The following is a 24,634-nucleotide window of genomic DNA, read 5'->3' as shown; positions in this document are numbered from 1 at the left end:
TAAAGAAGTGATAGTCACATATATCAAGTATATATTACTATATAAAAGAGGACTAATTCTAATGAATAGTTCTCTTTTTCTTTATATTAATGCAAGCTCACCTAGGCTTCATTTGCTGTTACGTGACATATTTAATCCTTACCATCGTGCACTTAAATGTTTTTGGATTAAACACTGAGTTTAGATTTAATGAATTAGTGAGTATAAACTGAAAAAAGCCGTCCAACAGGACGGCTCTTATTTTTGCTAACCAAACTATTCTTTTGTATTAAATCCATTGGCATTTAACCATGATATTTTGTAATATGTTTTACTTTTCAAACCTTACGTATTCACCTGAAACCCATTGGTCGCCACCAACATTATACCAACCATCTTTACATCCCCACGTTTGATACTTTTCACTTTGGTACACGTTTTTTACAATACCGTAGTTTGTTCCTGGGCCAGTACGAACGCGTAATACATCTGCTGTAATAGTAACTACCCCTACACCATCATTTGAAGGTTGCGGAGTTGTTGATGGTTGTCCATCCGCTTCGAAATGTAACCACTCTGAGTTTTCATAAACCCACTGATCGCCACCTAAATTAAGCCATCCGCCAGAACGTCCCCATACTTTATAATTTTCAGGTGCATTTAACTTTCTAATTGAATCATATTGAGTACCCGGTCCTTTACGTAAATTCACCTTTTTACCAGTAATATAAGCAATACCTGTACCGCTTGTAATCGGCGGCTGTGGAATCTGCGGTGTTTCTGGAATTTGAATTGTTTCACCAGAACCAGAAACTAATTGTTGTTTAAACCATTGTACACGTCCTTCATTAATCATTCTATGAGGGCAATACTTTCCGTTTCGCTCTTGGTGTGTTTTGACTTTAGAAATTGGAATGTTGAACATATCCATTAACTGACGAATTACTTGAACGGCATTCAATTCGGCTTTACGATATCTTTCCCCACCTGACATAGAATAACAAATCTCTATGCCGATACTATTACGATTACCTTGTCTATTCCCATCACCTGCATGCCAAACGTTTCTATTTAACGGAATTAATTGAATAGCTTCTTTATCGTCTACAGCGATATGGAACGAAGTGCCTGTACTATTATTAGCAACGTTGTTACGTTCGTTTAATGCTGTAGCATCATTATAAGTGTTGTGGAAGGTAATTTCCGTTGGGTTCATTGCATTCGGGCATAAAACTGAATAACGACTTTCTGGTACTAACATTTTTTTGATTTCCATTATTCAACATCTCCTTTTTCATTTCCTTCATGATCTGACCAAATCCCTAAAGCGATACCGACTGACAATAAATAAGGCGCCAATTCATCTAAGAAACTCTTCGCTTCAGGCACACCAAACTTTGTAAATAAAAAACCAAGCAATGAAAAAACCGCAACCCATGTTTTCCAGTTGCGGAATCGTTTTTTGATATTATCTTTTGACATGTTACATACCACCTTTCATTAGTAATCCTAATAATCCAGCTACAATAGCCCCAATGATGATTCGGAGAATCCATGTAGTATTGGCACTAATCTTATCAAGAAGCTTATTTATATTTACAATGTCCTTTTCATTGACAGTAGTACGCGTTTCTAAATTGCGGATATCTCGCTGCATATCCTTTTGGTCTGACTTAATTTGGAGGATCTCTTGCTTTAAATCTTGAATTTCTTGCATTGGTTCAGCTCCTTTCAAAATAAAAAGAGAGACGATTGTCCCTCTTTGTTAAATACCATTTGATTAATCTATTATTTATGCCCTAGAATATATTTTCCCTGAATACGCAGGAGTACTACTTACTGAACCACTACCCATAGATGGTATATCGACTTCGATTGGTTTCTTAATAGTTACCCCTTCTGGTGGTAGTTCGACATTGTTATTATGTTTTGGTATTTGAATTCCTAAATGATTTCCTTTCACATATACAGCGTGTTGAACAATACCTTCAATAATTTCATTCATCAATTGGTTGTAATCTTCATCCACAAGGTGTTTACCTTCATGTTTTTGAATAACTTTATGGACCTCTTCAATTACTGGTTTAGCCCATTCACTAATACCGACTGTCATGCTTAATGTTATTTCTGACATAACTATCATCTCCTTTTTGATAATAAAAAAAGACCAGCTTATTGCTGCTCTGTAGGTTTTGTTGGATTTTCAGTTGGCGTTTCTGGTGTTCCTTCTCCATCAGTCGGTGGTGTAGGAGGTTCAGTAGTTGTACCACCTTCACCCATTTCTCCTGGATCTGGTTCCTCAGTTGTCGGTGGAGTAACAGGTTCGGTCGGTTGCTCTGGTTCCGTTACAGGTGGTTTTTCTGGTTCTTTTGGTTCTTCTGGTTTTACCTCCGGTTCTTTCGGTTCTTCTTTAACAGGGACAACTTGTTTTACATCGATTCGAGAAAAGATGTAGTCGCCGATTACCACTGTTACTGTGGAATTGTTATTCAGCTGCTCGTTTAGGAATAATGGATCGTAATCATTCGTTACGATTTCTACTGTTTTTCCTCCATTCGTGTGCACAATGACTTTCGTTGTTCCTTCCGCTGCAGGTTCATTTTGAGGAAGAACTCGTTTAATATCGATGCGCTGGCAAATCACATCGCCGATAAGTACCGTGATTAGATCGTTGTTGTTTAATTGGTCATTTAATACTTTCGCATCGTACACTTCAGTTTTTACGGTATGCTTCAATCCACTTTGCGTATGCACTTCAATTGTCTTCATATTGTCATTCCTCCATAGAAAAAAGAGAAGCTATTTAGCTTCTCTTAGTTTTTTTGCTTCTTCAATTTTTGTTTTTGCACCGTCTAAATTAACTGCCTTCATATCACTTACCACTTCTGTAAGTTTATTAAAGTATTCTTTTTGTTCTGGGTTTGTTTTCTTCACTTCATCAACAAACAATTGTACATATTCAGCTGACTTCGGCAGATCTTCTTGTTTATGTTTATTATCCCTTGTTATTTCATTAGCAATGTATTCTTCTAACGCATTTGCATCATACCACAGATAAACTGTTTCGCCTTTTGATTGCCAATCTTTAATGATATCTATAGAAGCAAACCGCCAAGGATATCTTTCTGGAGTTATATCCACTGTTCTTTTTGTAGGTGTTTCTTTGTTTTCTGTCGTTTTCTTTTCATTCGTACTAGCTTGTTTAGCTTCATTTTTTGTAGTTTTCTCAGCATCCCCACACGCTGTTAGACTACCAATTCCTAAAGCAACTGCTAAAATTAGTGAAAGTCGTTTCTTCATCCCCATATCCCCTTAGACTGTTTTCTTACATTTTACCACACCCTTCCACTCGTTTATGACAGTAAAATAAAAAAGAACCCTTAATTGGATTCTTTAGAACAAAGCCATTTGTTGAGTGTTATCTTCGATCTCTAAATATCTTAGTATTTTTTGTTTGCGTTGCGACGAATAAGATTTTTGTTGTGGATACCAATCAAAAAAATCACGATCGCATTTACTGAAGTTACAACTTCCACATGCAGGAATCATGTTTTTTACTGTATATTCTCCACCTTTCATAACCGGAATAAAATGTTCTTGTGTCAACTCATTTTCATCTTTTTGACCACAATAAGCACATTTGTTATCAAAATAATTTAAACATGCGTTCCATTGTTCTAATGTTAATGTGGCAATTGCTGATTTTTCTAACATTCTCCGTTTGTGTTTAGAGCGCTTATTAACTTGTCTACCTTGCTCAGATTGTTTATAATTCCTATTTTTCGCTTGTACTTCTGGTCGCTTCCTTCTTTCACGATTTCGTTCTAAAATTTTATCCCTATTTTCTTCTCTATACTTTTTCTCTCTTATCTTAATCACTTCAATGTTTTTCTTGCGAGATTTTTTAGCGTATTCTTTAACCTTTTCAGGATTCGCTTCCTTCCACTTCTTGTCCTTTTCTCTATAATACTCAATATTTTGATTGTAATGTTCCCTGTGATATTTTAAGATTTTATCTTTATTTTCCCTATAATGTTTTTCTCCTTTTTTTCTAATTTCATCACGATTTTCTAAATAATATTCACGGTTTTTTTGCAACCTTTGCTCACGATTATTTATGTGATATTCTTTAGCCTGTTGATTAACTCTATCTTTGTTTTTATTTCGCCATTCTCTTTTTTCTGCATTACGACATTCTTTGCATGCAGTTTTAAATCCTGCTTTTGTTTCTGTTTTTGAACGATGAAAAAATTCTTCTGTAAGTGGTTTCTCTATTTTACATTTACTACAAACTTTCATCTCCACATCGATAACCTCCCGAAGTTATCACCCATTTGTATTATAGGCAGGAGAGTGGGTTCCCTCTTTTCGATTCCAACCATGCCTTTTTCTCCAGGACTTAATTGTATTAATACTGACCTCATATTTCTCAGCCAGCTCCTTGTACTTCATACCTTGCATGTAATCTTCTTGAGCTAACTCGTGTTTTTGTTTCACTCCATATCACCCACCACCTTCTATATAATAGGAAGTAACTCGTTCATTTCTCCCTTCGAATAACTTTTTTACAAAGAAAAAAGACCTTGTAACTTACAAAGTCTTTTTTCTTATATATAAACTTATAACTTTCATATTAGTATTAGTTAAATTCCTCCTCCAGTGTGCCCATGTGCTTCTAGCTTTGGAGCAGGGAAGTGTTCATGACCATATGCTGGAGATCCCCCAGTATTTCCATGTGATTCTAACTTCGGTGCAGGGAAATGCCCATGAGTATAAGATGGTGCTCCTCCATGATCTCCATCAGCTTCTAACTTAGGTGCAGGTGTATCTCCTCCATTATAAGCAGGAGCGCCTCCATGATTTCCATGTGCATAACTCGGAGACCAGCCCTCTCCATGAGTATAAGATGGTGCTCCTCCTCCATCCCCTACTGAAGCCGCTTGAACAATGCCTCCGCCATTTCCATGAGTAAAACCAAAAATTCCAAATCCTAAAACAGATAAACCTACGACTGCTGTACCGATTTTTCTTTTCATAATCGCTCTCCTCTATGTGTATTTCATGTTAATTGAAATGAACATATTATGGATATCAGTCATGATGAAAATTCGACTCATTTCATTACCATATATTAATACTTATATGTATTTTTTTGTAAAACCTTCTTGAAATCTGAAGAAAATGGTTATTTTTTGTAAAATTTAAAATGTAGTAACAAATTATTCACTTCACAATTTAAGCTTCGTTTCCTAGCCATATTCACCACCTCGTGGTAATCCCTAATTTAGTATTGAAATTCTCTAAATCTCGATGTATTATATTTTTTCTCAGTTCCTAAGCCGAGAAAACATCATCACTTCTGAAAGGACCCGAACTCCAGCGGGTTCTTTTTTCATTCCTCTTCTTGTAAATCCTATTATTTAAATGTAAAATTATAAATAAGTTCTAACATTTTGGATTGAGGTGACAATCATGAGAAGTTTTGGTTCATTATTAATCTCTACTATCTGTTCAGCAATCCTTTTAATTTGGAGTTCACTTTCTTTCTATACTGGATTCACAACGGGACATACATACTACTGGGTTAACGGTATCATAGCCGCGGTTTTTCTTCTATTCTTTATCTCAAACATGCGAGATATCATCAAGAAAAACTACAGAACCTCAGAACAATAGGAGTTGATACATATGTGGAAAAAGATTAATAATTATAAGTTTCATCTAAAAGATTTGAAATTTATGACTTGGCTATTCCCACTTGTCGGTTTGTTATACACTTATGAATTCTTCTCTGAGCTAATGTTCTACCAGGAGTTTCGTTGGCTCAAGTTAATATGCATGGTAATAATGATTATAGGATTTATGGATATTAGAAAGAAGCTTAAAAACAAAGATTATAGAACAGCATGATAAAAAAGGAATCCTTATGGGTTCCCTTTTTCTATACAAAATAAAAAAGCAGCGGATTCACTACTTTAAAGTAAATTAAACTATTCCTTTTTCTTTTGCTATTTCGTACAAAACAGTACGACTAACTCCAGTTTCATTGCATATTTTCTTTACGGTATAACCATTATTCTTACGCTCTTTAAATAATTCCAAAGCTTGTTTCATACTTTCATTTGTCTCAATGTATTTTTTAGGCTTCCCTTTATACACACCGCGCTCTTTTGCTTTTTCAATCCCTATTCTTTGTAATTCCTTATGTTTAACCCTATTCACGCCATGTATCTTCCCATGGCATTCAAGGCATAACATTACCAAATTACTAATTCGATTTGTTCCACCTTTCGCTAAAGGAACAATGTGGTGTATATCTAAATTATTTGTTTCTCCACAATTTGCACACTCTTTAGGTAAAACCTTTAAGTAATATGTGCGATTCTGTTCGAATTCCTCTCTACTATTCATTTTTACTCTCCTCAGCATTTAAAGCTGATTGTTTAGAATCATGTTCTTTTATATACCTATAAAGGGTTGCACGAGCTACATCGAACATCTCACATACTTCTACTTTTGTTTTACCAGAAGCAAGCATTTCCATCATGCCTTGTATTTGTTGAGGAGTATGAGCTTTCTTTCTCCCGCCTTCTCTTCCTCTTGCCTTAGCAGCAGCTACACCACTGATAACACGTTCATTAATTACTTCACGTTCCATTTCAGCCATTGCACCAAATATATGAAATAGGAATCTTCCCATTGTTGTAGATGTATCAATTCCATCTTTAATAGAAACAAAGTGAATGCCTTTCTCATTGAACTCTTGAAGTAAATTAACAAGCTGATGCATTGTTCTTCCTAGACGATCAAGTTTATAAACAACTAAAGTATCGTCCTTGCGAAGTTTACTAAGAAGCAGTTGAAGTTCTTTTCTATCCTTCTTCGCACCACTTTCTTTTTCAGTTATGATTTCCTCACAACCGTATCGCTTCAACTCATCTAATTGCATATCCAAACTTTGTTTTTTAGTTGATACCCTCGCATAACCAAATATCATTCTCCATCATCCTCTATGTTTGATAGGTTAATTGTATCAATTACCTGTCTCAAATTCAATTGTTTTTGATACATAGTTTTGATACGTTACAATCATTGATATTTGGTTAAGTGTAAGTGCGTCTCACAATCAAATATTTTTGAGACATTACACTTATTGAGAATTATGTTTTAATCCAGCTAAAGTAGCTTTAATAAATATCTTCTCTTCTTCACCAACCTGAGTTAACAACTTATCAACTATATGTCTATCTGTATTAGTCAACAGAAAAACAGCAATATTTGCGATACCGCTAACATAAGCTGTTGCATCCTTACTTTCACCATTCATTTGCATAGAAAACGTAACGTTAGAGTTCATGATTCTCCTCCTCTATTTTCGTTCGTTGTGTTCGTTTGTTTTGTTAGGAAAAAATAAAAAACAATTAACTAAATTAATTGTTTTTCCTATGCAACGTCTTAATTTTTATTTTTCTGAAGTAACCTATAATATTCGAAAAAATGAGTTCCCCAAACGCAAGTGGTATATATATGAACCATATCTTTAATATTGCCTTTGTTTCTTTATGATCAGAACCCCTCATTCAAATCAACTCATCCCTTTATTTGTATATATTTTCTTTTTAATTTCAATATTATGAAAATTATACCATTTTAAAGGTTAAAAGTCTTTATTTTCAAAAAAATACTAAAACCTCTCACCCCTTATCATCCCTTAACGCCTTCAACTGCTCCATTTCCTTCTCTACTGACTCGTCGATGTCATAATCCAACTCATTCTCTTCCTTCGCCTTAATAGACTGAATCATAATGAGCAAACAAATTGTCATTCCTACACAGTATCCAATAAAGAAGATTAACCACGTCATGCCATCACTTCCTCTTTAAAATGAAATAAGACGCCACCAAGATCACGGCAGCGCCTACGATAATTGCTATTGGTTTAATCATTAACAAATATATCTGGCCCCTTCTTCAACGCGTACGAGAAACCCGAAATAAATACAACACTAAATATAATAATAGAAGACCACATATTAAAATGATATTCTTTACCTGCAACTAAATTATATATGTTATGGACCAAGAAATTAGCACCTATAATAATTCCGCCTAACATTGAACTAATTAAAATGCTCATTAAATAAAACTTGAACTTCTGGAACATTTCCCTTCTACCCCTTTTCTAAAATAAATTTCATTTAGGTTATACCAGAAAATTGCACCATTTATTTTCCATATATTATCAAAACTATGTTTTAATTAAGGTTATTTTAAGGAAGACATTATCTATTCAAATATCCATTTTGTTCAATAAAAAAAGAACACTATAAAGTGCCCTAAGCTTCTGAGTATTAAATATACGACAATGCCCAGCCCGTTCTAATGGCGCAACATAAAAGAGCTTTATAGCGGAATATATATAGCTCTCGGAAAAGGAATAAGTTGGTTGGCATTGACTCGATATTGTATGTTTGGGAATTCCTTATGTGCAATAAAAAAAGAGCCCTATAAGGTGCTCGTCCGATACGATTATAAAGAATGAATACGTCGTGTTCAGTTATTAGTATATGCTTGTCTCATTCAAAGTTTTACTTTTTTAATGTGTAATTTCTATATAACAAAGAAAAAAGCACCCGTTTTGGATGCTTAATGTATACTAATATTAATATTGAATAGCTCTATTGATAGACTTTCTAGAACAATGAATATACTAGCTGAAGCTGATCTATATCCAATATTCTTTCCTGTAACATTAATAGTAATCTCCGCTAAATGGGTTTGCACATCATCTTTTTCAAAAATTTTATCTTCAACCTTTTCAATTATTGCTACATTATCTACTTCTTTAAAAGTTTTCAGCAATTTTGTTTCTAATAAAGTAAAATCAAAATTTTCATCTTTAACTACATCAAATTTAATCTTCATTTTTCTTTCCCCATTTTTAACTAGTTAATATATTAATATCAGTATAATTATATATACTTTTATTACACAATTCAAAAGTTATGTTTTACAAAACTCCCCATAGTTCACATATTTAATAGAGAGAAATAGAAAAACAAATGGCAAAAGTTCCTCTTCCAAGGTCAAGATAACTCTCAACCTTCTCCAAGTCACCGCAACACTATATATTAGCTACACGCTTCACATTTGGTTAATTCGGTGACTGGGAGAAGACTAAGAATCTTCTCGTTTATACTCCATAGAGTCGGCTACTTAATGTCATTTTCGCCAATTACGTTTACACAACGTGATTATATCCAGACGCATATGTTTCTTCCTACGCCTTGTTTGAACCAATACACAAGACTGAGGGGAAGGTTCAGCTGTATTGGCTCAAACAAAGAGCGGAAGCTCTCTGCTCGTTTAATCGTTTAAGAAGAACCTAGCTTACGTTACATTAGTAAATATTGTGAGTAATTACTAATAAATTAAGTTATTCCTTCTATCCGGGAACGTGGCCCATTCAATCGAACGAACCATCATCCCACTTGGTAAACGATCCAGTTTTAACATAGAAATCAAGAATTCACATGACAGGTGTGATTTTACTACCTATGAGCCTACAAACGAAAGGCGGTACGTTTATACACTCAATGAGAAGTAAAATATAAATAATTTCGGGAAGCTCTTATCCCCTCTAGCCTCCGCGTCACCGAGTAACGTTATTATAATGGGAACGCTATCCCCAAAACGTATTCTCTTTTCAAAGAACTGTTTATAGGAATAGCTTATAATTTTCCGCATTTTATTTAGTCCCCCAAAAAGTTCGCGGTTTGTTCGCGTTTTTTAGATAATCCCTAACGATGTAGCAATCAATTTCACGGCACTTTGCTTCTTCTCATAGAAGTAAGTCTTTTTGAGTAGTAGATCATGATAAACATCTGAATCTTTTACTCTTTCATTCGTTAAGAACTTCATTGTAATAATGTCTCTTTCTTCCTTATCTAAGATATAGTCCAAAGTCTTCTCTATCTGTTTCACCTTTAATTCGCTTATTCTTCTTGAATTTCGTATCTCTGGAAACAAACTGATTCCTTCTTGTTCCACTTCATTATTGAATCTCATCTTTAATGCACGGTATTCCTTTAAGATGCTGACTACTTCCTTTTGCACTTTCTTGTCATCGATTGCTGGTAATAAAGTTAATTGTTCCATGAAGGAATCCCCCTATTTCGAATTTGTAATTTTAACATCACATAAGGTACGTGAAATTTTACCATCTCATTGTTGAATAAGGGAATATCGCGCATTAACATAGCCCCCACCACACTATTGCGCATTATTCCGTTATCCATTAAGCCTTTAATAATTTACGTGTCTTGCTGGCCATCTTCTCTTTCGCTGCTTCAATATTATTAGTTACCTTTTGATAGTCCTGATCAAATTGAATCATGCCATCAAACATAACTGGTGCTACTGCTTCATCAACGTATTGCAAATAATCCACTGGCGCTCGTTCTGTCTGTTCTACTAAGTACCCATAAATATCAAAGTCTGCTCGTGGTATCGACTTCTTACCTTTTGGTTGTTGCGACATTCTTACGTAAGATTGAATGACTGATAGTGGTACTGCAAATACTGACTGGTCTTTACTAAACCCAACAAGGAAGAAACAAATCGCTCCCATCTTCTCCGCTGTATCTAGATAATCCAATTGATGCTGCGCGATGTTCTTTAGATCGAATCGATTTATCTCATTTGTAGACTTTGCTTCAAACGCTATAGCTCGTCCTTTATACACACCGTCATAGTCTACTGTACTTTTAGATTCGTAATATCCATCTTTCACACGACCATAAACCATTTTTAATACCTTCACAGGAGTCGGGCGCTTGTTTATAAGCGCCACTCCCTCTCTTTGATACATTTCATTCGATAGATTAATAAGCTTCTCAAAAGCCATACCACGGTTACCTTGTCCCATTTTTATTCCTCCATTTCTTTCTTGCACTCTTCAAGAAAACCAATAACTTCCTGAACATGCTCCCTTGTCGTCATACTCTCCATTACGTATCCTCCATCGTTATAAACATTGACCTTATTCCCTGTAAACTCCATTCCGCACATTCCATCTGCACCTAATAGCTTTACATTACCTTTCATTCTCCCAACCTCACTTTCTATTCAAAGGATTATTTTATTAAGTTGTGTTTCTTCAACCGAAACCAAGTCTCCATGCCTTTTACGTCCTTCTCATAAATTGGCATTACATATATCTCTTCGTTTATTAACAGTTGGAACTCTACACATTGTTTTTCTCTGTTCCACCCATAAGATGCCATCGGAACCATTTTCGGCTCTATTTTTCCTCCCATTTTCTCTTCCTCCCTTGAATAAAACTCAATATTCCGTAAATACTGTAGACACATGGTTATCTTTCTCCGTTTTCCTTACATGAGCAGTTAGCTTTTGCTAGCTGCTCTTTTGTGATTCATCGTCACATTATGATGAAATGTTCATATATTATCTCGAGGCAAAAACCCTAATTTACTTTTCAATATCTCACTTTTCCCTTAAAGAGCACTTTATTTAGTGCTCTTTTGGGTGTTTCAAATTACTACAAAATGAAATTTTTATAAAGTTTTTAAAAAGCCATCTAAATATCTATAATTCCAAACATATAAAACATTAAATGTGATAATATTATTATGAAGATATTTACCGACTAACTTTTTTGCCCTAGCCTTACGTACTAGGGCATATTTATTTTTTAGTGTGTAATTCCTCCCTCATCTAAAATAGCGTTTTTATTAAAAACTCTTCGTAATTCAATAATTCACAATGAGTGTATTTATATTCTCTTTTCAGTTAAAATAAAAAGCATTCAAATAAACGTTTGAGAAAGGAATATAAATGACACGAATTATACTTTTTGATGGAGACTGCAACTTATGTAACCAAAGTGTTCAATTTATTATTAAAAGAGATCCTAAAGGATATTTTAAATTTGCATCACGCCAAAGTAACATAGGTATTCAGTTATTAAATCAATACAACATTAGCGAAACAATAGATAGCGTGGTATTAATTGATAATAATAAGGCTTATACAGAATCAGATGCCATACTGAATATTTGTAGGCACTTAAAAGGAAGTTGCAAATTATTTTTCATCCTTTTAATAATCCCAAAACCTATTCGGAACCTTTATTACAAAAAAATTGCAGAAAATAGATACAACTGGTTTGGCAAACAAAAACAATGTCTTATCCCTACTCCGGATATCAAAAAAAGATTTTTAGAGTAGTTAAAAATATAAATATTCCCAGGAATCTCTCTTTGAGAGATTCTATTTTTTATTCAGCAAAATAACGATTTTGTTAAAAATTTTTCACCTTTTAACTGGACAAGCATATGTTATCGTATGGAGACTCTCCGATCATAGAAATCTACCTTTCTTGTCAAAGAGCATACTTATATGTGTGCTCTTTTTCGCTTGTTATGAAATAAGAATTTTGTTCAGTTTCACTCTAAAAGTAAAATTTTCATTTTTTCATTCAACCAAGTTCATAACACATTCTTTTCTTCCCATAAAATAATGATTAGGTGCCCCACGCGCCTTTTATTCACTGGAAATAATACCTTTTACGCACTTACGTATTAGAAACTTCATTTCTGCTTCTTCTGCAATAGCAATTTTGTTCACTTTTTCGATACATTTATGAAACATTCATATGTTATCTTCAGTACGTTCTTTTCTTTTTATAAAACCGTGTGAGATATACCAAAACAGGAAGCCCTAGAGCCCTAACCCTAGGGCTTCTTGTTTTTAAAATAACGATTTTGTTTGACTTTAGTTCTTACATAAGACCGACTAGACACTAACATTTTTATGTAGTACAATTCCTATCAGAAAAATGTTAGGAGATTTATTTATGACTTTTGAAGATAATCGTAAATTAGGAATTCAACAAGGATGTATAGTAATAACAGATCAATCACAATATCTTGTTGTTAAAAAGAATGAAAATTATTCTTTATTAAACATCGCAACTGCGGAATGCATAAACTTTGAAGTTTCACTTGAACATCTTGAAGAAATGGTCCAAGTAGATTTAAAAGAAAAAATTCAAGATATCATTCCACCAGAGAATATTAAAATAGTAGCTCAAAACAGAATATAAAATGTATTTTCTAAGGGCACTTTCGATAATGCTCTTTTTTCATGAACAGTTTCAAATACAACATTTTTTGATGACCCCTTATCTTTCCGTAAGAGGTCTTTTTTTTTATAGATATTTTGTTTAAATTTACCTTAATTCGCATCTAGTTTTCTTAACATTCAAATTAATAACTGTATAATATAATTAAACTATTTGTATGAGAGGTGATTTTTATGAAATGGAAACAAAAATACAATCCAAAGTATCTCTTTTACCGCATGTATAGTTATATTTATAAAGCTCTTGATGATATATCATGGTCCTTAAAATAATTTAGATTGGTATGAGTACACATTTACTGTGTGCTCTTTCCACAGTTCCAAGAACGATCCTTAACCTTGTGTTACGCGTCATAACGCTATGCCTCCTAATCCAAATCCATGATCTCCGCTAACGTCCTTGTACTTATCACCGTTTTTATAATTTGGATTCTTCCATGCTTTGCTATGGAATCGCTCTTTGCAGCTTCTTCATTTTCCGCTTCAAACCAATCTATTTTTTGTTTCTCATCTTGATCGTAAAAATGAACTTCAAATGTAGGCGTTATAGCGTTATGGCTATTACTACGCAGAAATTGTTCGGAAGTACTGGTTGCTGTATAGTCAAATCTTCCTATAACATCCTCAAAAGAGAGTTGACCGCTTCTCATGCCACAACGCCTTGTTTCTCTTCCTGCTGCATACGATGAATTTCCATTAACCTCGCCATAACGACATGACGCTTTCTATCCACTTCTTCAGGTGTTTGATTCCCTGCCGCGCAAATACATGGTGCGAATTGATACATACCCGTTCCCATATCGTTTCTAATTACTCCCGTTCCGTTACATGCACACATCTTATTTCCCCCTTAGAATCCTAAATGTTCAATACGTTTATCTGATGTTTCCTTAAATACAATCGCTTCAGCTTTTATGCCGTTCTATAACTAACTCCCTTAACTTGGTACAAGTATTTTTTGCTCATTCCGTACAAACGATCAGCTGCCGCGAATCCGATTTTGTCTTCCAATGTGTCTAAATCTTCATTACTTGTGTACCAAATCGGTAAATTCCGTAAGTAACGTTCATTAATAATCTTGTAATACATGTCCTCTTTGAACTCGCTGTACTTTGATTTTGCTATGTCATCCCATACAAGAATGTCGCAAGTACATAAATCATGAAGTAATTCTTTCAACCGTTTTTTATTATCGTTTAGGAACGCTGCATTTTGTATTTCAGCCATGATATTTACATCCTGCACACATAGTACTCTAGCTCCACGTAAACGCCCTGTGCGCTCATCTACGACCTTAAATTTATTCAATGCATATTTAGCTGCTGCTATTTGCAAATGAGTCTTCCCTAATCCGTACGAATTGTTTTCCTGGCGCATTTTATTCCGTTCTCCTGGAGGTAAACTTTTTAATCTCGTTTCACCCACTGACGCGATAAAACCGATACTATTCATCTTCGAATCTCTAATTTCGTTAAAGACTTTCAAATACTCGATCATTGCGTACTTAAAACGAGATTTTAGGCTTTTTCGTTCTAAGCATTCGCATTCGATAGCAACATCAACATATTTTCCTTTTAGAAATTCAGATGGTTCTTTAATGAATGTGTACCCTTTATCACCACATATCTCACAATCAACCGATGGTTTGAGCGAATCCTCTCCCACTGGTCGGTTGGATTCCTCTGCCAGTGCCTTTTTGTGCATAACTTCCGCCCGCTTCATTAAATCCTTCATTATATCCCCCAGTTTTTCCATTACCTTTCGCCCCTTTGTTTTTAAACTCTGTTTCTGATGCTTCAACATCTGCTAAAGTACGAATGTTATTGTTAGCCCACTGTTTCAAGATTCCCTCAGCATAGTTCCATTTAGCTTGCTTTTTTAATGCGTGTTCCATAGCTGCTATAACCAATTCTTCGCTTGTATCTTTAATCCACTGGTCTACATTCTCTGCCATGTATGGATTTAATATTCCGATGTTACTTTCATAGAATGAGAAGGGATTCTTACTACTATTACTTGTTGTTAAATTAGTATTGTTAAGATTAGTATTGTTAGTGTTTCCCTCAGACACTACCCCCAGTTTCTCTGGGACACTACCCTGGTTTCCGTCAGACACTACTAGTTTCTGTGAGACACTAGGGGTAGGGAGAACATAATAGATATTTGATAAGTTATTCCCTTGTTCATCTTTCCTGTTAACTTTTTGAATGTACCCTTTTTCTTCTAACGACTTGATACATTGGACAATTTTCTTTCTTCCACATCCAACTTTTTCAGTTAATGTTGTTAGTGAAGGGAACGCTGATTGTGTATCTCGATTTGCATGCCTTACAATTACCGCGTAAGCTTTAAACTCGTAAACATCCAAATCACAGTTGTCTATTGCGTCATTCTCTATCATGAAAAACCCGCGTCTTTTATCAATAAAATTCACTTAGTTCACCTTCTTCATTTCCGTTTCATAGAAGCAATCTGATTCATCGATTTCACCAGTTCTATAAACACTGTCTGTATTAATAACCCTACGAACCGGATACACGCACTCATATCCATCTTTAGCCATTTGATATATTCTTTTTCCGATTGCTGTTTTATTCGGATTACATAAATACTTATTTTCTTTCTTCTTACTTGGAATTAAAAACTTATATCGTTTTGCTCTGTATACCGTTTCCATTTACATCGCCCTCTCGCATATCGCAAATCCTTTCGATACTTTCAGGACCCTATAACCTGGGTAGCGTTTTGGATTTATATATTTCAGTACGTTTTGTTTGATTTCTTCCCGGTCAGTGCCTTTAAAGCACCAGCCAGGAAGAACAACTCTTGTTTGTGTGTTAATCATGCGAATTTAAGTTCCATGTTTTCAAAGTCAATTTCTGTTTGTGGTTCTTCTTCTTTTTTCTCTTGTTCTTTCACACGTTTCTTGTGCTCTAAATCCAAGAACTTAACAAGTCCCGTAAGCTGTTGAAGATTCAACTCTGCTGCTGGTACTTTGAAATGTTTAACCGCGATTTCTTGCAAGTCATCATTTGTCATGTTGTACTCTTGAAGTTTGTTCATTACTTCGCTTTGCTTTTTCTTTAACTCAGCTTCTGGATCTACTGTCTCGCCTTCTTCTACTTGAATCTGACTTGGCTTGTTAGGCGTGATATCTACACGTTTCTCACGTTCATAAGATGGAACACTATCTACTGGACTAGATGAAACTGCTTCATCCTCATTAATTTCAATTCCGTACTGTAATTTCGCTGCACGTTTTATTGCATGTTTCTTGAACATATCGTTGAACCAGTTGTTCCACATATGTTTGTTTGTGCCGTTCTTCATGTGAATTACTTCATCTGTTTCCATCATGACCACAACATCTTTAAAGCCGTCACGTTGAGCTACTGCATAACAACCAATTACTTTCCCACGAGGGAATTTGACTTGATGCTTTCTAATAATCCATTCACCTTCTTGAGAACGATCAGCTTCAAATTCGTCATTTTCATGAACTGTTTGAACATCAATACCTTTATATCCATTCTTTTGTCGTGCAAGGTGTAGCACGCCTTCTACTGAGACTTGAATGCTCATTTTCCCGCCGTATACGATGCAATAAATGTGATTTTAGAAAGGATTAAGCTCTGAGTTAACGCAAGTTTGTACGAATAAAGAAAATTGTTCATTTGTTGTTCCAGTTGCAATTGTGTTTTTTATTGTGTCTAACTCCAATTTTGTAAAGTTACCGATTACCTTATCTGTATTAGGTGCTGCTGTTACTTGATTAGTCATCTATTTTTCCTCCTTGATTTTCACAATTACTTCTGAAATGTTTTTCTTTGCTAATAGAATTAATTCCGCATGTTTACTTTCGATTTCAAAGAATTCTTTTTCTAACATCGATTTGATAATCTTCTTTATAACATTTACATCTTTCGCTTCCATTTCGACTTCATAGTGTGGCTGATCATCACCTACAACGATATCTGTGTAAAAAGTAACTCTGTATTTATGCATTGTTTTTTTCCTCCTTTTGAATTCCTTCTGCTTTTATCGTGAACTCTGTATCTTCAACCTTCGCTATGATTAGCTGTCCTGCTGGCTTCGTGAAATGTAGTATACTTTCAGCGTTGTCAACGAAAGTAGGGACTACTAATTGAGATTGCTTGCTTAACACTTCAACAAGTTCTAACCCCGCTTTAATCTTTTCTGCTGTAGAAAGTCTGCTGTATGGCTTACCATCCATTAAAATTTCAAATGCAGCTCTTTCTTCGCCGTTTTTAAGAGTTTCATAGAGCTGTACATCAATGTTTGTAAATAAACTTTGAATCTTGCTTACCATCAACTCAGAACGCTTCGTACGGAAATCTTTAATCGCATCAATGATTGCTAATGATTCATTCTTTTCTTTGCGAATCTTCTCTTGTGTACTTGCTGCTTCATCAATTTCTTTTTGTAGTAGCTGTAACTGTTGTGACTGTCTAAGTAATCCGTTTAACTCGTAAATCTTTTTATCGATTTCTCCTGTTTGAGTGAGATCAACTTCTTCAAGTGACATCTCTTCTATAGAAGCTTCTAGTTCCTTTAGTTTCTTAACCATGTTTGAACCGATCTGTTTCGCTTCTTCAAAGCGGTTAATTTTGTTCTGTTTAACCTGTTCAACTGCTTCATCTTGCAAGGCTTGTCCACATGTGTGGCAGGTGTCTTGTAATTCCTCGTCACGTATACCAAGAACCAATTCTCTTTGCTTTAATACTTGCTGCTTTATGCCATCAATTTGATACTGCGCTTGGTTGTACTGTTGTTGTTTTTTCTGTGAGTCCTTAATTGTTTTATCGATTTCTGAACGTTTTATTTGTAATTCAGATAGTTGTGATTCAATTTCTTCTTTATTAACATCTGTACTTTCCACTTTTTGCTTCTCATACTGTTCTTTTAATGTGATAACTCGTTCGCTTGCACGCTCATATGATTTCTCATGTGTTTTCTTGCGCTCTATATGAACTTTCTGTAAGTCTTCTATTGAAAGTTTCTTTAAGTTTTCTTCTAATAACTCAACTTGTATTTTTGGTAACTCAACGAATACTTCTTTCTTTAATGGCTCACTCACATATGTAAGTAGTTGTTCACGTTGCGTTTGCCAGTGTTGTGAGCTGAAGTAACCAGGATTGAATAGTGATAGGAATGCTTGCTTATCAAACAACTCGTCTACAAATGATTCGAACTCCTTAGCTTTCTTTGGAACCTCATTAATAAAATATTTCGCTGTTTTCTTTTGAGCTTTACCGATTAAAATATCTTTGTCGTCTACTTGGATAAAAAGTTCAACTTTCGTTTCTGCATCTTCATTACCGATTGGTTTCGGTTCGTTTTTAGTTCCGTATGGATCAATACCGTATAAAACCCATGTAATTGCTTCACCTATTGATGATTTACCCGCGCCATTCGGGCCACTAATCGTTGTTATTTCACCAAATGCCACATTAAGGCTGTCATGATTTTTAAAATTAGTAATACGTAATTCTTTAAAGTTGATTTTCATTATTTTTCCTCCTTGTTTTGAGGAGAAACCATTTGGTATAATAGAGGTGCGTTATGTCTTATAGTTTCTCCAAACCGTCCTAGGCGTAGGGCGTTTTTTTATTTTCTCAATATTAATTAACGAATGATTCTGTTAATATTTAATTACCGATATGTGTAACAACCGGCCTGTACTTCTGTACGGGCTTTTTATGATGCTTTCACGCATCGGAATATCCAGGAACCCATTTGCTAGGTGGGGGATACCGTTAGATTACTGAATATTCCGACAAGCGAAGGCTTGTCTATGTTCATGATTTCGTAACATCTATATATAAAGTTCTTATAAATTATGTGTTACACTTTGTACATTCCAAGAAGTCCTTATGGAGTCGACAACTCAATACCCTTAGTTATTACCCTGCATCCCCTGTAGGGTTTTTTCTTATTTAGCTAGAGTGATATACTTGTATGTTTCCTCAACCTTATCTGCGCTGTTATGTACCCCTCTAGCTCTTAAATCCTTTATGATCCACAAGATTTTCTTTTGTTCGTATTCATCTCGTTGCTGTTTATCCATCACTTTTCATCCTTCATAATCCGTTTGTCTATGCGTTCCATCAGATAGATGAATCCTGCAAGCCCGATAACTGCCACCAATATCATTAAATGTGAGAATGTGCTTTCTTCCATTGTTTACACCGCCTTCTGTTCGTTTTCTTTCTTCAGTCGGTCTATGATGTAAGCTTGTCCCTTTGGTGTTACGTATGTTGTTGTCCATGTGAATGCTTCCCCATTTGGCTTTTTCTTGACGCCTTGTGAAACCTCAAATAATTCTCTTTCGCAACCTTTTTGCGTAGGCTCTGTTGAGTTCTTAAACATTAGGCCCCACTCACGCAATTTATCGAATAATCGTTTCTGACCAATTTTGATACCTTGCTTCATTGCTAACTTTGCAACTTCTCCGACTTTTAATGTTTGATCTGACTGCATACACGCTTCAGCGAATGTTACGAGTGGTTGTTGCTGCACGATTTGTTGTTGTGTTGCTGCAAGCTTTTCTTTCTCTTCTTTTAATTTAGTGAGAAGGCCGATTGCAAAGTCTGGGTTAGTTACCGCTTGTTCCAGGACTTGATCTGTCATGTATGCTCCGTGTTTTCTAATAGAAGGAAGCACTTCAATCGCTAACCAATCTTGAAAAGCTTCTGCTACTTCGTTACTTGCTTTGAAGGCTAACTTGTACACTAAAGGCTCTGGAATTAAATCTCCTTTCGCCACTTGTGGCGAATTCTTAGGAAGATAAGAATTAACTCTGTTCCATCTCACATACTTCCTTCCATTTTTGATATCAACTATCCCTAAGCTCTTAGCAACTTGTTCTAGATCAAACAACACTTCGCCATTTTCGAATTTTGCTGATACCTCAAAAATTTCATTTTTAAATTTTGTTAATTGATTCATATTTTCACTCCTTATTTATAGTTCGAAAAAATCGAACTTGATATTTAAAAAAATATTGATTTTAAAGTTATCCAGTTCTATTTATTCAACCCTTTTAAAAAGGTCTTCCACAGGTATTGAAAATACTCTAGAAATAGCGAAAGCTGCCTCTTTACCTGGTGATTTAGTACCCTTAATATATTCACAAACCGTAATTTTAGAGCGTTTTATCTCTTTAGCTAGCTGTATTTGCCTCATTTCATTTTCATCAAGCAAACTCGACAATTTTTTGTTGTCAAAAATCATTTTCCTGTTCACCTCGCTTACAAGTAATACTATATCAAAAAGTTCGAAAAAAGGGAACTATTTTCTAAAAAAACTTTTCATTTTCTTAAAATGCATTAATCTTAATTTCCAGAATATTAACACTACTATAGTTTGCTCTGAGCGAACTTTTATAATAAAATGAACTTAATTACTGTAACACTACTATAGTATTACTGCGGTACTAATGAAGTTATTTATTAACTAATCAGATATAAGTTTGAATTTAATAAAAAAAGGTGGATTAATTATGCGTGGGGATAGGGTAAAACAATTAAGGAAAGAAATGAAGTGGACACAAGAAGAATTAGGTAATCGTGTTGATTTAAAAAAATCAACAATATCAGAGATAGAGAACAATAAGAAAGATGCTGGCAGAAAAGCTATTACAAAAATTGCTACAGTTTTAAATTGTACTACTGATTTCTTATTAGGACTTTCTGATGATCCTGAACTGAAGGAAGAAGAAAATAAGATTGTTACTGAAGAAGGTAAGAATATAATGTCTTTAATCGAAAGTCTTCCAGAAGAGGAACGAAAGAAAGCTTGGGAACAATTAGAGATGTATGTTACTTATATGCAAAATAAAAAGAATGATTAATCAAAGAAGACAGCCCCACAATGGCAGTCTTCTTTTTATGTACTTGCTTTTTCTTTATATGACTCATCAAGGCATACCTTTAAAATTTCCTCTGCTTTTACTGAAGTCCCCAATTTCAAACTTAATTTTACTGTTTCCCTAGCTAATTGTTCTTTCGTCATCATAAATTCTCCCTGTATCTTCTTTGTAGTTTATGAATTTTTCACGATATATCAATTTTCACTTAAATTAAGAAAAAGCGAGTTTCCTCAGAAAGCACAAACACCAACGCCACCTATTTTTATGTCCATATTATACCACGAATAAGAACGTACGTTCTTAAAGATATGTATTATTTAAATATTTTTCTAATAATATATTATTTTTAATTCATAACGCTAAAACTTCAGCCAATGATGGTATTTGGAATTAATAGATAAAAAGAGAGATTCAACTCTCTATTTTTATTTATTTTCGACAAAATATAACAATATAAAAATTAATAATTTGCTATCATTGTGTGGAAATCTTACATTTATCAACAAATTATTATTGTATTTTCACTTTTTAGAATGTAAAATTTTTCAATGTAAATACATACCATTTAGGGAGATGAAGAAAGTTATGAAAAAATTATTAGCTTCAGCAACAGCATTCACACTATTAACAGTTGGGTACAGCTCTGCTGCATTTGCAGCCAAGAGTCCTAATGACACAAAAAACTGCGAACACTTTAAAAGTCAACAAGAGGCTCAAGCATTCTGGGATCAAAATGGATATGGTGTCGGAAATGATCCACATCGCTTAGACAATGATAAAGATGGTATTCCATGTGAAGATTATAAGTATCCAACAAGCACAAATACTACAATAGACAATAAAGAGACTATTAAGCCTCAAGAACAAACTAAGCAGGAAAATACGAAACAAGAGCCTGTAAAACAAGAAAATACACAACAAAACAACCAAGCAACAAACAATAAACAAGAGCAAACAGCTGTAAAGGCTGAAACAAAAAAACAAGGTGAAAAATTACCTAATACAGCATCAAACGGTGTTACAATGATGCTTGCAAGCGCTGCTTTAGTATTAGCAGGTTCAGTTCTTGTATTCCGTCGTAAAAAAACGAATGCCTAAACTAATACCTAAAAACGGCAGGAATATTCCTGTCGTTTTTAATGTGGAGTGATAAGTTTGAAGAAACTTGATTGGTTGGGAGTTTTATTAATTACTATAGGCTCCTTTGCTTTTGTTTATTACTTTATAGATTGGTATGACGCAAGAAAAACTGTTGAAGCCTTAACAAGTACTGAAATTCAACAATATAAAAGTATACAACCTGTCACTAATGATAAAAAAGATGTCAAAAATGAATCAAACAAAGAACAATCCCAACATATTCTACCAAATCAAGAACCTAATCTTAAAAATACTAGTGAACCATTAACAGAATCACCAAAACAGATCCCAGCTTCTCAAGTTCAACATAAAATGGGAGAACAAATCGCTTACATGGTTATACCGAAAACTAAGCAGAAATATCAAGTTTACTGGGGTGCTGATGCTAAAACTTTAAAAAAAGGGGTAGGAATGTTTGTTAGTGATATTACAACCACTCCTTCTGGAAATGGACATACTGTTTTAAGTGGACATCGTGATACGGTATTTACTAAATTAGGAGATTTACAAGAAAATGATTATATATTAGTTGAGTATGATAAAAGAGTATACATTTATCAAATTCAAAAACACTGGATTACAGATGCAAATGATCGTAATGTAATTATCGAAAAAGATAAACCAACATTAACACTAACTACATGTTATCCATTTAACTATATTGGGGATGCACCTGAGCGATACATCATTGAAGCATCTTTGGTTGCTATTAATTGAGAGTGAGAGCTATTGCTCTCTTTTTTTATTTTCGTCGACATGATACAACAAAAGAGTTGTAACTGGATTTGTTATGCTTGGATGAGAAATCTTACATTTTATCAATAGTTAGAAGCACTCTTTCGAGTGCTTTTCTTATTTCTCAATAACCGACATTACTTAACGTGGTAAAATAATAATTGGATTGGCATCCGATACCATATTACGATGGTTCAAATCGCAAGAAGGCACCTTAGGGTGTCTTTTCTTTATGCATTAAAAAGGTATCGACAGCATTACATAGAAAAAACAAGCTAAGAGTATGCAAGGTTTTATACAGTTTTTCGACGAACACAGTAACAAACGAGAACTCTAAAACTGTGCCAGGATAGGAATATATATATAAATAAACAGACCCATAGAACAATAAAAGGAGGTTCCCTTGTGAAAGTAGGTATTCCTCCTTGTCCTTGCTACCGATAGTAGGACGTTATGTTAACTATATACGAATATCATATTCATCCAAAATTGCCCTTATTAATGGTACAATTAAAGTCTCGGAGGGATATTATGGGAATTTATTATGTATTACTGTTTCTTATATTCGGCACTGCAATATTCTTATTTTTCTTGTCTAGTTCATCAAAAATTAAGGCTAAAAACCTATCATTGATAATCGTCTGTTTAGGGATAAACCTACTCATAAGTCCAGTGGCTTTTTTTATAGGCGGGATAGCTGATTATGCAGGTGTGGTGGCTAATTATGGAGCTTATGTTGCGGGTGATTCGGCAACAGCTCCTCCTTTAGTTAGTCATGTGCTTTATTTTTTAGGAGGATTTCTCTTCATTCAGGGAATACCGCTCCTCATACTACTTTTAGCTTTTTGGAAGTTTACAAGAGCAAAGAAAACAAAACAAGTATAAAACACATAACGAATAAGTGGATGCCTTTTTAGAGGAGAATTGAATCTCTCCAATCAGGAGAAGTTTAAAATAACTTCCAATAACGAGAATTATGTAAACATAAAAGTCCTCCAGTTAAACAACCCGGAGGACTTTTAATAGTTTTCTAAGTTATCTTCCAAATACACTCAATCCTAAATAAATCAAACTATAACTAATTAAAGCACTTGCAAGCATCAAACCTATTTTTATTAATTTGTCTTTTATATTCGGCTTTACTTCACTTATAGGTTTTCCCTCTATAAAATCAACTATTTGACGATAAGTTTTTAAATTATGCTCTTTTTTTATGTTTTCAACTTGCTGTGATGAAAACATAAGCAAAATCGTAAGTACCAAAGGTATTATAAGACCATAATAACCAAAAAAGTAAAATACAGGTGCAATAGAAATAGGAAGTATAATCATTGATGCTAACATGATATAACTCCACTTAAAGAAAGTTGATTTTTGAAGTTCTTCTTTCATGATCTTTACATCTCCTTTAACTAAATCATCCAGGGAGACGTTAAAGAGAATACTCATCATTAATAAATTATGAATATCTGGATAGTTTCTTTCATTTTCCCAGTTAGAAATAGATTGTCTGGAAACATGAATTTTTTCTGCTAACTTCTCTTGGGACATATTATCCCGTTTACGAAAATATTGTATTTGTCTACCAATGTTCATCTATACATCTCCCTTAAGTTTGAGGTTAAGTTAAAGGCTAATTAAAGACTACCAAATTTCTTTATAATAGCATGATTCTAAAGTGTAAAAATGTTTTATCATGCTATTCACCCCTGTTTTTGGGTGTGA

The 24,634-nt window shown here is 34.3% G+C and carries 39 protein-coding genes and 2 pseudogenes; 8 read left to right on the top strand and 33 right to left on the bottom strand.

Annotation, left to right across the window (positions count from 1 at the left end; genetic code table 11):
• Window positions 1-310: 310 nt before the first annotated feature.
• From MR066_RS25700 to MR066_RS25660, 9 genes and pseudogenes are all read right to left on the bottom strand, one after another.
• Complete coding sequence (locus MR066_RS25700) at window positions 311-1,255, bottom strand: N-acetylmuramoyl-L-alanine amidase (protein WP_242248929.1); 945 nt, start codon at window positions 1,253-1,255, stop codon at window positions 311-313.
• Complete coding sequence (locus MR066_RS25695) at window positions 1,255-1,461, bottom strand: hypothetical protein (protein WP_242248928.1); 207 nt, start codon at window positions 1,459-1,461, stop codon at window positions 1,255-1,257. Before MR066_RS25695 ends, MR066_RS25700 begins: the two co-directional genes overlap by 1 nt.
• Before the next feature lies 1 nt (window position 1,462).
• Window positions 1,463-1,696, bottom strand: coding sequence for a hemolysin XhlA family protein (locus MR066_RS25690; RefSeq protein WP_001156199.1), 234 nt, complete (start codon window positions 1,694-1,696; stop codon window positions 1,463-1,465).
• Window positions 1,697-1,771: 75 nt separating this feature from the next.
• A complete protein-coding gene (locus MR066_RS25685; protein WP_242248927.1) occupies window positions 1,772-2,113 on the bottom strand; it encodes a hypothetical protein in 342 nt (113 codons plus the stop codon).
• 173 nt (window positions 2,114-2,286) lie between these two features.
• Window positions 2,287-2,748 (bottom strand): annotated as a pseudogene (locus tag MR066_RS25680) (hypothetical protein); the annotation flags it as partial.
• A 30-nt stretch (window positions 2,749-2,778) separates the two neighbouring features.
• A complete protein-coding gene (locus tag MR066_RS25675; RefSeq protein WP_242248924.1) occupies window positions 2,779-3,279 on the bottom strand; it encodes a hypothetical protein in 501 nt (166 codons plus the stop codon).
• A gap of 93 nt (window positions 3,280-3,372) precedes the next feature.
• Window positions 3,373-4,278 (bottom strand): HNH endonuclease, encoded by a 906-nt coding sequence (locus MR066_RS25670; RefSeq protein WP_242248951.1) that lies wholly within the window; start codon window positions 4,276-4,278, stop codon window positions 3,373-3,375.
• Window positions 4,279-4,332: 54 nt separating this feature from the next.
• Window positions 4,333-4,476: pseudogene (locus MR066_RS25665) on the bottom strand (terminase gpP N-terminus-related DNA-binding protein); the annotation flags it as partial.
• A 146-nt stretch (window positions 4,477-4,622) separates the two neighbouring features.
• Window positions 4,623-5,015: a hypothetical protein gene (locus tag MR066_RS25660; protein WP_242248923.1), complete on the bottom strand. Its 393-nt coding sequence runs from the start codon at window positions 5,013-5,015 to the stop codon at window positions 4,623-4,625.
• Between the two features lie 436 nt (window positions 5,016-5,451).
• Here MR066_RS25660 and MR066_RS25655 point away from each other — a divergent pair, with 436 nt between their 5' ends.
• Window positions 5,452-5,655, top strand: a complete 204-nt coding sequence (locus MR066_RS25655; protein WP_242248922.1) for a hypothetical protein — start codon at window positions 5,452-5,454, stop codon at window positions 5,653-5,655.
• A gap of 12 nt (window positions 5,656-5,667) precedes the next feature.
• Window positions 5,668-5,889 (top strand): hypothetical protein, encoded by a 222-nt coding sequence (locus MR066_RS25650; RefSeq protein ID WP_242248921.1) that lies wholly within the window; start codon window positions 5,668-5,670, stop codon window positions 5,887-5,889.
• 75 nt (window positions 5,890-5,964) lie between these two features.
• Here the strand turns inward: MR066_RS25650 and MR066_RS25645 are convergent, their stop codons facing one another.
• The 10 genes from MR066_RS25645 to MR066_RS25600 form a co-directional block, all read right to left on the bottom strand.
• Window positions 5,965-6,390, bottom strand: a complete 426-nt coding sequence (locus tag MR066_RS25645; RefSeq protein WP_088037675.1) for an HNH endonuclease — start codon at window positions 6,388-6,390, stop codon at window positions 5,965-5,967.
• Complete coding sequence (locus MR066_RS25640) at window positions 6,383-6,976, bottom strand: recombinase family protein (protein ID WP_088037674.1); 594 nt, start codon at window positions 6,974-6,976, stop codon at window positions 6,383-6,385. The genes MR066_RS25645 and MR066_RS25640 overlap by 8 nt, the downstream gene beginning before the upstream one ends.
• Window positions 6,977-7,129: 153 nt before the next feature.
• A complete protein-coding gene (locus MR066_RS25635; protein WP_088037673.1) occupies window positions 7,130-7,336 on the bottom strand; it encodes a hypothetical protein in 207 nt (68 codons plus the stop codon).
• 337 nt (window positions 7,337-7,673) lie between these two features.
• The gene (locus MR066_RS25630) at window positions 7,674-7,844 is read right to left on the bottom strand and encodes a hypothetical protein (protein WP_012260115.1); all 171 of its coding nucleotides are present in this window, start codon (window positions 7,842-7,844) and stop codon (window positions 7,674-7,676) included.
• 74 nt (window positions 7,845-7,918) lie between these two features.
• Complete coding sequence (locus MR066_RS25625; protein ID WP_000486589.1) at window positions 7,919-8,143, bottom strand: hypothetical protein; 225 nt, start codon at window positions 8,141-8,143, stop codon at window positions 7,919-7,921.
• A 482-nt stretch (window positions 8,144-8,625) separates the two neighbouring features.
• The gene (locus MR066_RS25620) at window positions 8,626-8,904 is read right to left on the bottom strand and encodes a hypothetical protein (RefSeq protein WP_088037672.1); all 279 of its coding nucleotides are present in this window, start codon (window positions 8,902-8,904) and stop codon (window positions 8,626-8,628) included.
• An 864-nt stretch (window positions 8,905-9,768) separates the two neighbouring features.
• A complete protein-coding gene (locus tag MR066_RS25615) occupies window positions 9,769-10,137 on the bottom strand; it encodes an ArpU family phage packaging/lysis transcriptional regulator (RefSeq protein WP_088037671.1) in 369 nt (122 codons plus the stop codon).
• A 139-nt stretch (window positions 10,138-10,276) separates the two neighbouring features.
• Entirely contained in the window at window positions 10,277-10,906 is a 630-nt protein-coding gene (gene recU / locus MR066_RS25610) for a Holliday junction resolvase RecU (protein WP_242248920.1), read from the bottom strand.
• A gap of 2 nt (window positions 10,907-10,908) precedes the next feature.
• Complete coding sequence (locus tag MR066_RS25605) at window positions 10,909-11,085, bottom strand: hypothetical protein (RefSeq protein ID WP_165762371.1); 177 nt, start codon at window positions 11,083-11,085, stop codon at window positions 10,909-10,911.
• Window positions 11,086-11,114: 29 nt separating this feature from the next.
• Window positions 11,115-11,297 (bottom strand): hypothetical protein, encoded by a 183-nt coding sequence (locus MR066_RS25600; RefSeq protein WP_078205948.1) that lies wholly within the window; start codon window positions 11,295-11,297, stop codon window positions 11,115-11,117.
• Between the two features lie 538 nt (window positions 11,298-11,835).
• Between MR066_RS25600 and MR066_RS25595 the strand changes: the two genes are divergently transcribed.
• Window positions 11,836-12,228 (top strand): thiol-disulfide oxidoreductase DCC family protein, encoded by a 393-nt coding sequence (locus MR066_RS25595; protein ID WP_088037669.1) that lies wholly within the window; start codon window positions 11,836-11,838, stop codon window positions 12,226-12,228.
• 628 nt (window positions 12,229-12,856) lie between these two features.
• Window positions 12,857-13,105, top strand: coding sequence for a hypothetical protein (locus MR066_RS25590; RefSeq protein ID WP_000141885.1), 249 nt, complete (start codon window positions 12,857-12,859; stop codon window positions 13,103-13,105).
• Window positions 13,106-13,511: 406 nt separating this feature from the next.
• Here MR066_RS25590 and MR066_RS25585 read toward each other — a convergent pair whose 3' ends face one another.
• The 12 genes from MR066_RS25585 to MR066_RS25535 all read right to left on the bottom strand — a co-directional run bounded on the left by MR066_RS25585 (window position 13,512) and on the right by MR066_RS25535 (window position 20,397).
• Entirely contained in the window at window positions 13,512-13,793 is a 282-nt protein-coding gene (locus MR066_RS25585; RefSeq protein ID WP_242248919.1) for a hypothetical protein, read from the bottom strand.
• On the bottom strand, window positions 13,790-13,981 hold the full coding sequence (locus MR066_RS25580; protein ID WP_242248918.1) for a hypothetical protein: 192 nt from the start codon (window positions 13,979-13,981) through the stop codon (window positions 13,790-13,792). The genes MR066_RS25585 and MR066_RS25580 overlap by 4 nt, the downstream gene beginning before the upstream one ends.
• 74 nt (window positions 13,982-14,055) lie before the next feature.
• A complete protein-coding gene (locus MR066_RS25575) occupies window positions 14,056-14,877 on the bottom strand; it encodes a DNA replication protein (RefSeq protein WP_242248916.1) in 822 nt (273 codons plus the stop codon).
• A complete protein-coding gene (locus MR066_RS25570) occupies window positions 14,777-15,577 on the bottom strand; it encodes a DnaD domain protein (RefSeq protein ID WP_242248914.1) in 801 nt (266 codons plus the stop codon). The genes MR066_RS25575 and MR066_RS25570 overlap by 101 nt, the downstream gene beginning before the upstream one ends.
• Window positions 15,578-15,820 carry a hypothetical protein gene (locus MR066_RS25565; protein ID WP_242248912.1) on the bottom strand — a complete coding sequence of 81 codons (243 nt, stop codon included), beginning with the start codon at window positions 15,818-15,820 and terminating at the stop codon, window positions 15,578-15,580. It lies immediately after the preceding gene.
• Between the two features lie 164 nt (window positions 15,821-15,984).
• Entirely contained in the window at window positions 15,985-16,743 is a 759-nt protein-coding gene (locus MR066_RS25560) for a recombinase RecT (RefSeq protein ID WP_313954402.1), read from the bottom strand.
• A 15-nt stretch (window positions 16,744-16,758) separates the two neighbouring features.
• The gene (locus MR066_RS25555) at window positions 16,759-16,923 is read right to left on the bottom strand and encodes a hypothetical protein (protein WP_242248908.1); all 165 of its coding nucleotides are present in this window, start codon (window positions 16,921-16,923) and stop codon (window positions 16,759-16,761) included.
• Window positions 16,924-17,148, bottom strand: coding sequence for a hypothetical protein (locus MR066_RS25550; RefSeq protein WP_242248907.1), 225 nt, complete (start codon window positions 17,146-17,148; stop codon window positions 16,924-16,926).
• On the bottom strand, window positions 17,141-18,673 hold the full coding sequence (locus MR066_RS25545; protein WP_242248905.1) for an AAA family ATPase: 1,533 nt from the start codon (window positions 18,671-18,673) through the stop codon (window positions 17,141-17,143). Before MR066_RS25545 ends, MR066_RS25550 begins: the two co-directional genes overlap by 8 nt.
• Window positions 18,674-19,096: 423 nt before the next feature.
• Window positions 19,097-19,231, bottom strand: a complete 135-nt coding sequence (locus MR066_RS27255) for a hypothetical protein (RefSeq protein WP_277929123.1) — start codon at window positions 19,229-19,231, stop codon at window positions 19,097-19,099.
• Between the two features lie 116 nt (window positions 19,232-19,347).
• The gene (locus tag MR066_RS25540) at window positions 19,348-20,112 is read right to left on the bottom strand and encodes a phage antirepressor KilAC domain-containing protein (RefSeq protein ID WP_242248903.1); all 765 of its coding nucleotides are present in this window, start codon (window positions 20,110-20,112) and stop codon (window positions 19,348-19,350) included.
• 81 nt (window positions 20,113-20,193) lie between these two features.
• Entirely contained in the window at window positions 20,194-20,397 is a 204-nt protein-coding gene (locus MR066_RS25535) for a helix-turn-helix transcriptional regulator (RefSeq protein WP_242248901.1), read from the bottom strand.
• A gap of 268 nt (window positions 20,398-20,665) precedes the next feature.
• Between MR066_RS25535 and MR066_RS25530 the strand changes: the two genes are divergently transcribed.
• Window positions 20,666-21,016, top strand: a complete 351-nt coding sequence (locus MR066_RS25530) for a helix-turn-helix domain-containing protein (RefSeq protein ID WP_064469461.1) — start codon at window positions 20,666-20,668, stop codon at window positions 21,014-21,016.
• A gap of 35 nt (window positions 21,017-21,051) precedes the next feature.
• Here MR066_RS25530 and MR066_RS27250 read toward each other — a convergent pair whose 3' ends face one another.
• Entirely contained in the window at window positions 21,052-21,177 is a 126-nt protein-coding gene (locus tag MR066_RS27250; protein ID WP_257205842.1) for a hypothetical protein, read from the bottom strand.
• Between the two features lie 442 nt (window positions 21,178-21,619).
• On the opposite strand from MR066_RS27250, the gene MR066_RS25525 reads away from it, so the two are divergent.
• The 3 genes from MR066_RS25525 to MR066_RS25515 all read left to right on the top strand — a co-directional run bounded on the left by MR066_RS25525 (window position 21,620) and on the right by MR066_RS25515 (window position 23,794).
• The gene (locus MR066_RS25525; RefSeq protein ID WP_242248899.1) at window positions 21,620-22,132 is read left to right on the top strand and encodes an excalibur calcium-binding domain-containing protein; all 513 of its coding nucleotides are present in this window, start codon (window positions 21,620-21,622) and stop codon (window positions 22,130-22,132) included.
• 57 nt (window positions 22,133-22,189) lie between these two features.
• Window positions 22,190-22,891: a class D sortase gene (locus MR066_RS25520; protein WP_242248898.1), complete on the top strand. Its 702-nt coding sequence runs from the start codon at window positions 22,190-22,192 to the stop codon at window positions 22,889-22,891.
• Window positions 22,892-23,440: 549 nt separating this feature from the next.
• Window positions 23,441-23,794 carry a hypothetical protein gene (locus MR066_RS25515; protein WP_242248896.1) on the top strand — a complete coding sequence of 118 codons (354 nt, stop codon included), beginning with the start codon at window positions 23,441-23,443 and terminating at the stop codon, window positions 23,792-23,794.
• A gap of 150 nt (window positions 23,795-23,944) precedes the next feature.
• Here the strand turns inward: MR066_RS25515 and MR066_RS25510 are convergent, their stop codons facing one another.
• The gene (locus MR066_RS25510) at window positions 23,945-24,505 is read right to left on the bottom strand and encodes a helix-turn-helix domain-containing protein (protein ID WP_242248894.1); all 561 of its coding nucleotides are present in this window, start codon (window positions 24,503-24,505) and stop codon (window positions 23,945-23,947) included.
• Window positions 24,506-24,634: the final 129 nt, after the last annotated feature.

This window comes from Bacillus cereus group sp. BfR-BA-01523 (assembly GCF_022662615.1).
Taxonomy (GTDB): Bacteria; Bacillota; Bacilli; order Bacillales; family Bacillaceae_G; genus Bacillus_A; species Bacillus_A mycoides.
This window is presented reverse-complemented; position numbering and strand designations above follow the sequence as displayed.

Excerpts from the sequence above, each read along its gene's own strand:
- MR066_RS25615 (WP_088037671.1), bottom strand. The coding sequence starts at position 10,137 with ATGGAACAATTAACTTTATTACCAGCAATCGATGACAAGAAAGTGCAA.
- MR066_RS25575 (WP_242248916.1), bottom strand. The coding sequence starts at position 14,877 with ATGAAGGATTTAATGAAGCGGGCGGAAGTTATGCACAAAAAGGCACTG.
- MR066_RS25510 (WP_242248894.1), bottom strand. The coding sequence starts at position 24,505 with ATGAACATTGGTAGACAAATACAATATTTTCGTAAACGGGATAATATG.
- MR066_RS25645 (WP_088037675.1), bottom strand. The coding sequence starts at position 6,390 with ATGAATAGTAGAGAGGAATTCGAACAGAATCGCACATATTACTTAAAG.
- MR066_RS25655 (WP_242248922.1), top strand. The coding sequence starts at position 5,452 with ATGAGAAGTTTTGGTTCATTATTAATCTCTACTATCTGTTCAGCAATC.
- MR066_RS25535 (WP_242248901.1), bottom strand. The coding sequence starts at position 20,397 with ATGATTTTTGACAACAAAAAATTGTCGAGTTTGCTTGATGAAAATGAA.
- MR066_RS25690 (WP_001156199.1), bottom strand. The coding sequence starts at position 1,696 with ATGCAAGAAATTCAAGATTTAAAGCAAGAGATCCTCCAAATTAAGTCA.
- MR066_RS25630 (WP_012260115.1), bottom strand. The coding sequence starts at position 7,844 with ATGACGTGGTTAATCTTCTTTATTGGATACTGTGTAGGAATGACAATT.
- MR066_RS25530 (WP_064469461.1), top strand. The coding sequence starts at position 20,666 with ATGCGTGGGGATAGGGTAAAACAATTAAGGAAAGAAATGAAGTGGACA.
- MR066_RS25640 (WP_088037674.1), bottom strand. The coding sequence starts at position 6,976 with ATGATATTTGGTTATGCGAGGGTATCAACTAAAAAACAAAGTTTGGAT.
- MR066_RS25585 (WP_242248919.1), bottom strand. The coding sequence starts at position 13,793 with ATGAGAAGCGGTCAACTCTCTTTTGAGGATGTTATAGGAAGATTTGAC.
- MR066_RS25545 (WP_242248905.1), bottom strand. The coding sequence starts at position 18,673 with ATGAAAATCAACTTTAAAGAATTACGTATTACTAATTTTAAAAATCAT.
- MR066_RS25555 (WP_242248908.1), bottom strand. The coding sequence starts at position 16,923 with ATGACTAATCAAGTAACAGCAGCACCTAATACAGATAAGGTAATCGGT.
- MR066_RS25580 (WP_242248918.1), bottom strand. The coding sequence starts at position 13,981 with ATGTGTGCATGTAACGGAACGGGAGTAATTAGAAACGATATGGGAACG.
- MR066_RS27255 (WP_277929123.1), bottom strand. The coding sequence starts at position 19,231 with ATGGATAAACAGCAACGAGATGAATACGAACAAAAGAAAATCTTGTGG.
- MR066_RS25670 (WP_242248951.1), bottom strand. The coding sequence starts at position 4,278 with ATGAAAGTTTGTAGTAAATGTAAAATAGAGAAACCACTTACAGAAGAA.
- MR066_RS25650 (WP_242248921.1), top strand. The coding sequence starts at position 5,668 with ATGTGGAAAAAGATTAATAATTATAAGTTTCATCTAAAAGATTTGAAA.
- MR066_RS25565 (WP_242248912.1), bottom strand. The coding sequence starts at position 15,820 with ATGGAAACGGTATACAGAGCAAAACGATATAAGTTTTTAATTCCAAGT.
- MR066_RS25625 (WP_000486589.1), bottom strand. The coding sequence starts at position 8,143 with ATGTTCCAGAAGTTCAAGTTTTATTTAATGAGCATTTTAATTAGTTCA.
- MR066_RS25685 (WP_242248927.1), bottom strand. The coding sequence starts at position 2,113 with ATGTCAGAAATAACATTAAGCATGACAGTCGGTATTAGTGAATGGGCT.
- MR066_RS25620 (WP_088037672.1), bottom strand. The coding sequence starts at position 8,904 with ATGAAGATTAAATTTGATGTAGTTAAAGATGAAAATTTTGATTTTACT.
- MR066_RS25700 (WP_242248929.1), bottom strand. The coding sequence starts at position 1,255 with ATGGAAATCAAAAAAATGTTAGTACCAGAAAGTCGTTATTCAGTTTTA.
- MR066_RS25515 (WP_242248896.1), top strand. The coding sequence starts at position 23,441 with ATGGGAATTTATTATGTATTACTGTTTCTTATATTCGGCACTGCAATA.
- MR066_RS25525 (WP_242248899.1), top strand. The coding sequence starts at position 21,620 with ATGAAAAAATTATTAGCTTCAGCAACAGCATTCACACTATTAACAGTT.
- MR066_RS25590 (WP_000141885.1), top strand. The coding sequence starts at position 12,857 with ATGACTTTTGAAGATAATCGTAAATTAGGAATTCAACAAGGATGTATA.
- recU (WP_242248920.1), bottom strand. The coding sequence starts at position 10,906 with ATGGGACAAGGTAACCGTGGTATGGCTTTTGAGAAGCTTATTAATCTA.
- MR066_RS25605 (WP_165762371.1), bottom strand. The coding sequence starts at position 11,085 with ATGAAAGGTAATGTAAAGCTATTAGGTGCAGATGGAATGTGCGGAATG.
- MR066_RS25595 (WP_088037669.1), top strand. The coding sequence starts at position 11,836 with ATGACACGAATTATACTTTTTGATGGAGACTGCAACTTATGTAACCAA.
- MR066_RS25675 (WP_242248924.1), bottom strand. The coding sequence starts at position 3,279 with ATGAAGAAACGACTTTCACTAATTTTAGCAGTTGCTTTAGGAATTGGT.
- MR066_RS25695 (WP_242248928.1), bottom strand. The coding sequence starts at position 1,461 with ATGTCAAAAGATAATATCAAAAAACGATTCCGCAACTGGAAAACATGG.
- MR066_RS25540 (WP_242248903.1), bottom strand. The coding sequence starts at position 20,112 with ATGAATCAATTAACAAAATTTAAAAATGAAATTTTTGAGGTATCAGCA.
- MR066_RS25600 (WP_078205948.1), bottom strand. The coding sequence starts at position 11,297 with ATGGGAGGAAAAATAGAGCCGAAAATGGTTCCGATGGCATCTTATGGG.
- MR066_RS25660 (WP_242248923.1), bottom strand. The coding sequence starts at position 5,015 with ATGAAAAGAAAAATCGGTACAGCAGTCGTAGGTTTATCTGTTTTAGGA.
- MR066_RS25550 (WP_242248907.1), bottom strand. The coding sequence starts at position 17,148 with ATGCATAAATACAGAGTTACTTTTTACACAGATATCGTTGTAGGTGAT.
- MR066_RS27250 (WP_257205842.1), bottom strand. The coding sequence starts at position 21,177 with ATGACGAAAGAACAATTAGCTAGGGAAACAGTAAAATTAAGTTTGAAA.
- MR066_RS25635 (WP_088037673.1), bottom strand. The coding sequence starts at position 7,336 with ATGAACTCTAACGTTACGTTTTCTATGCAAATGAATGGTGAAAGTAAG.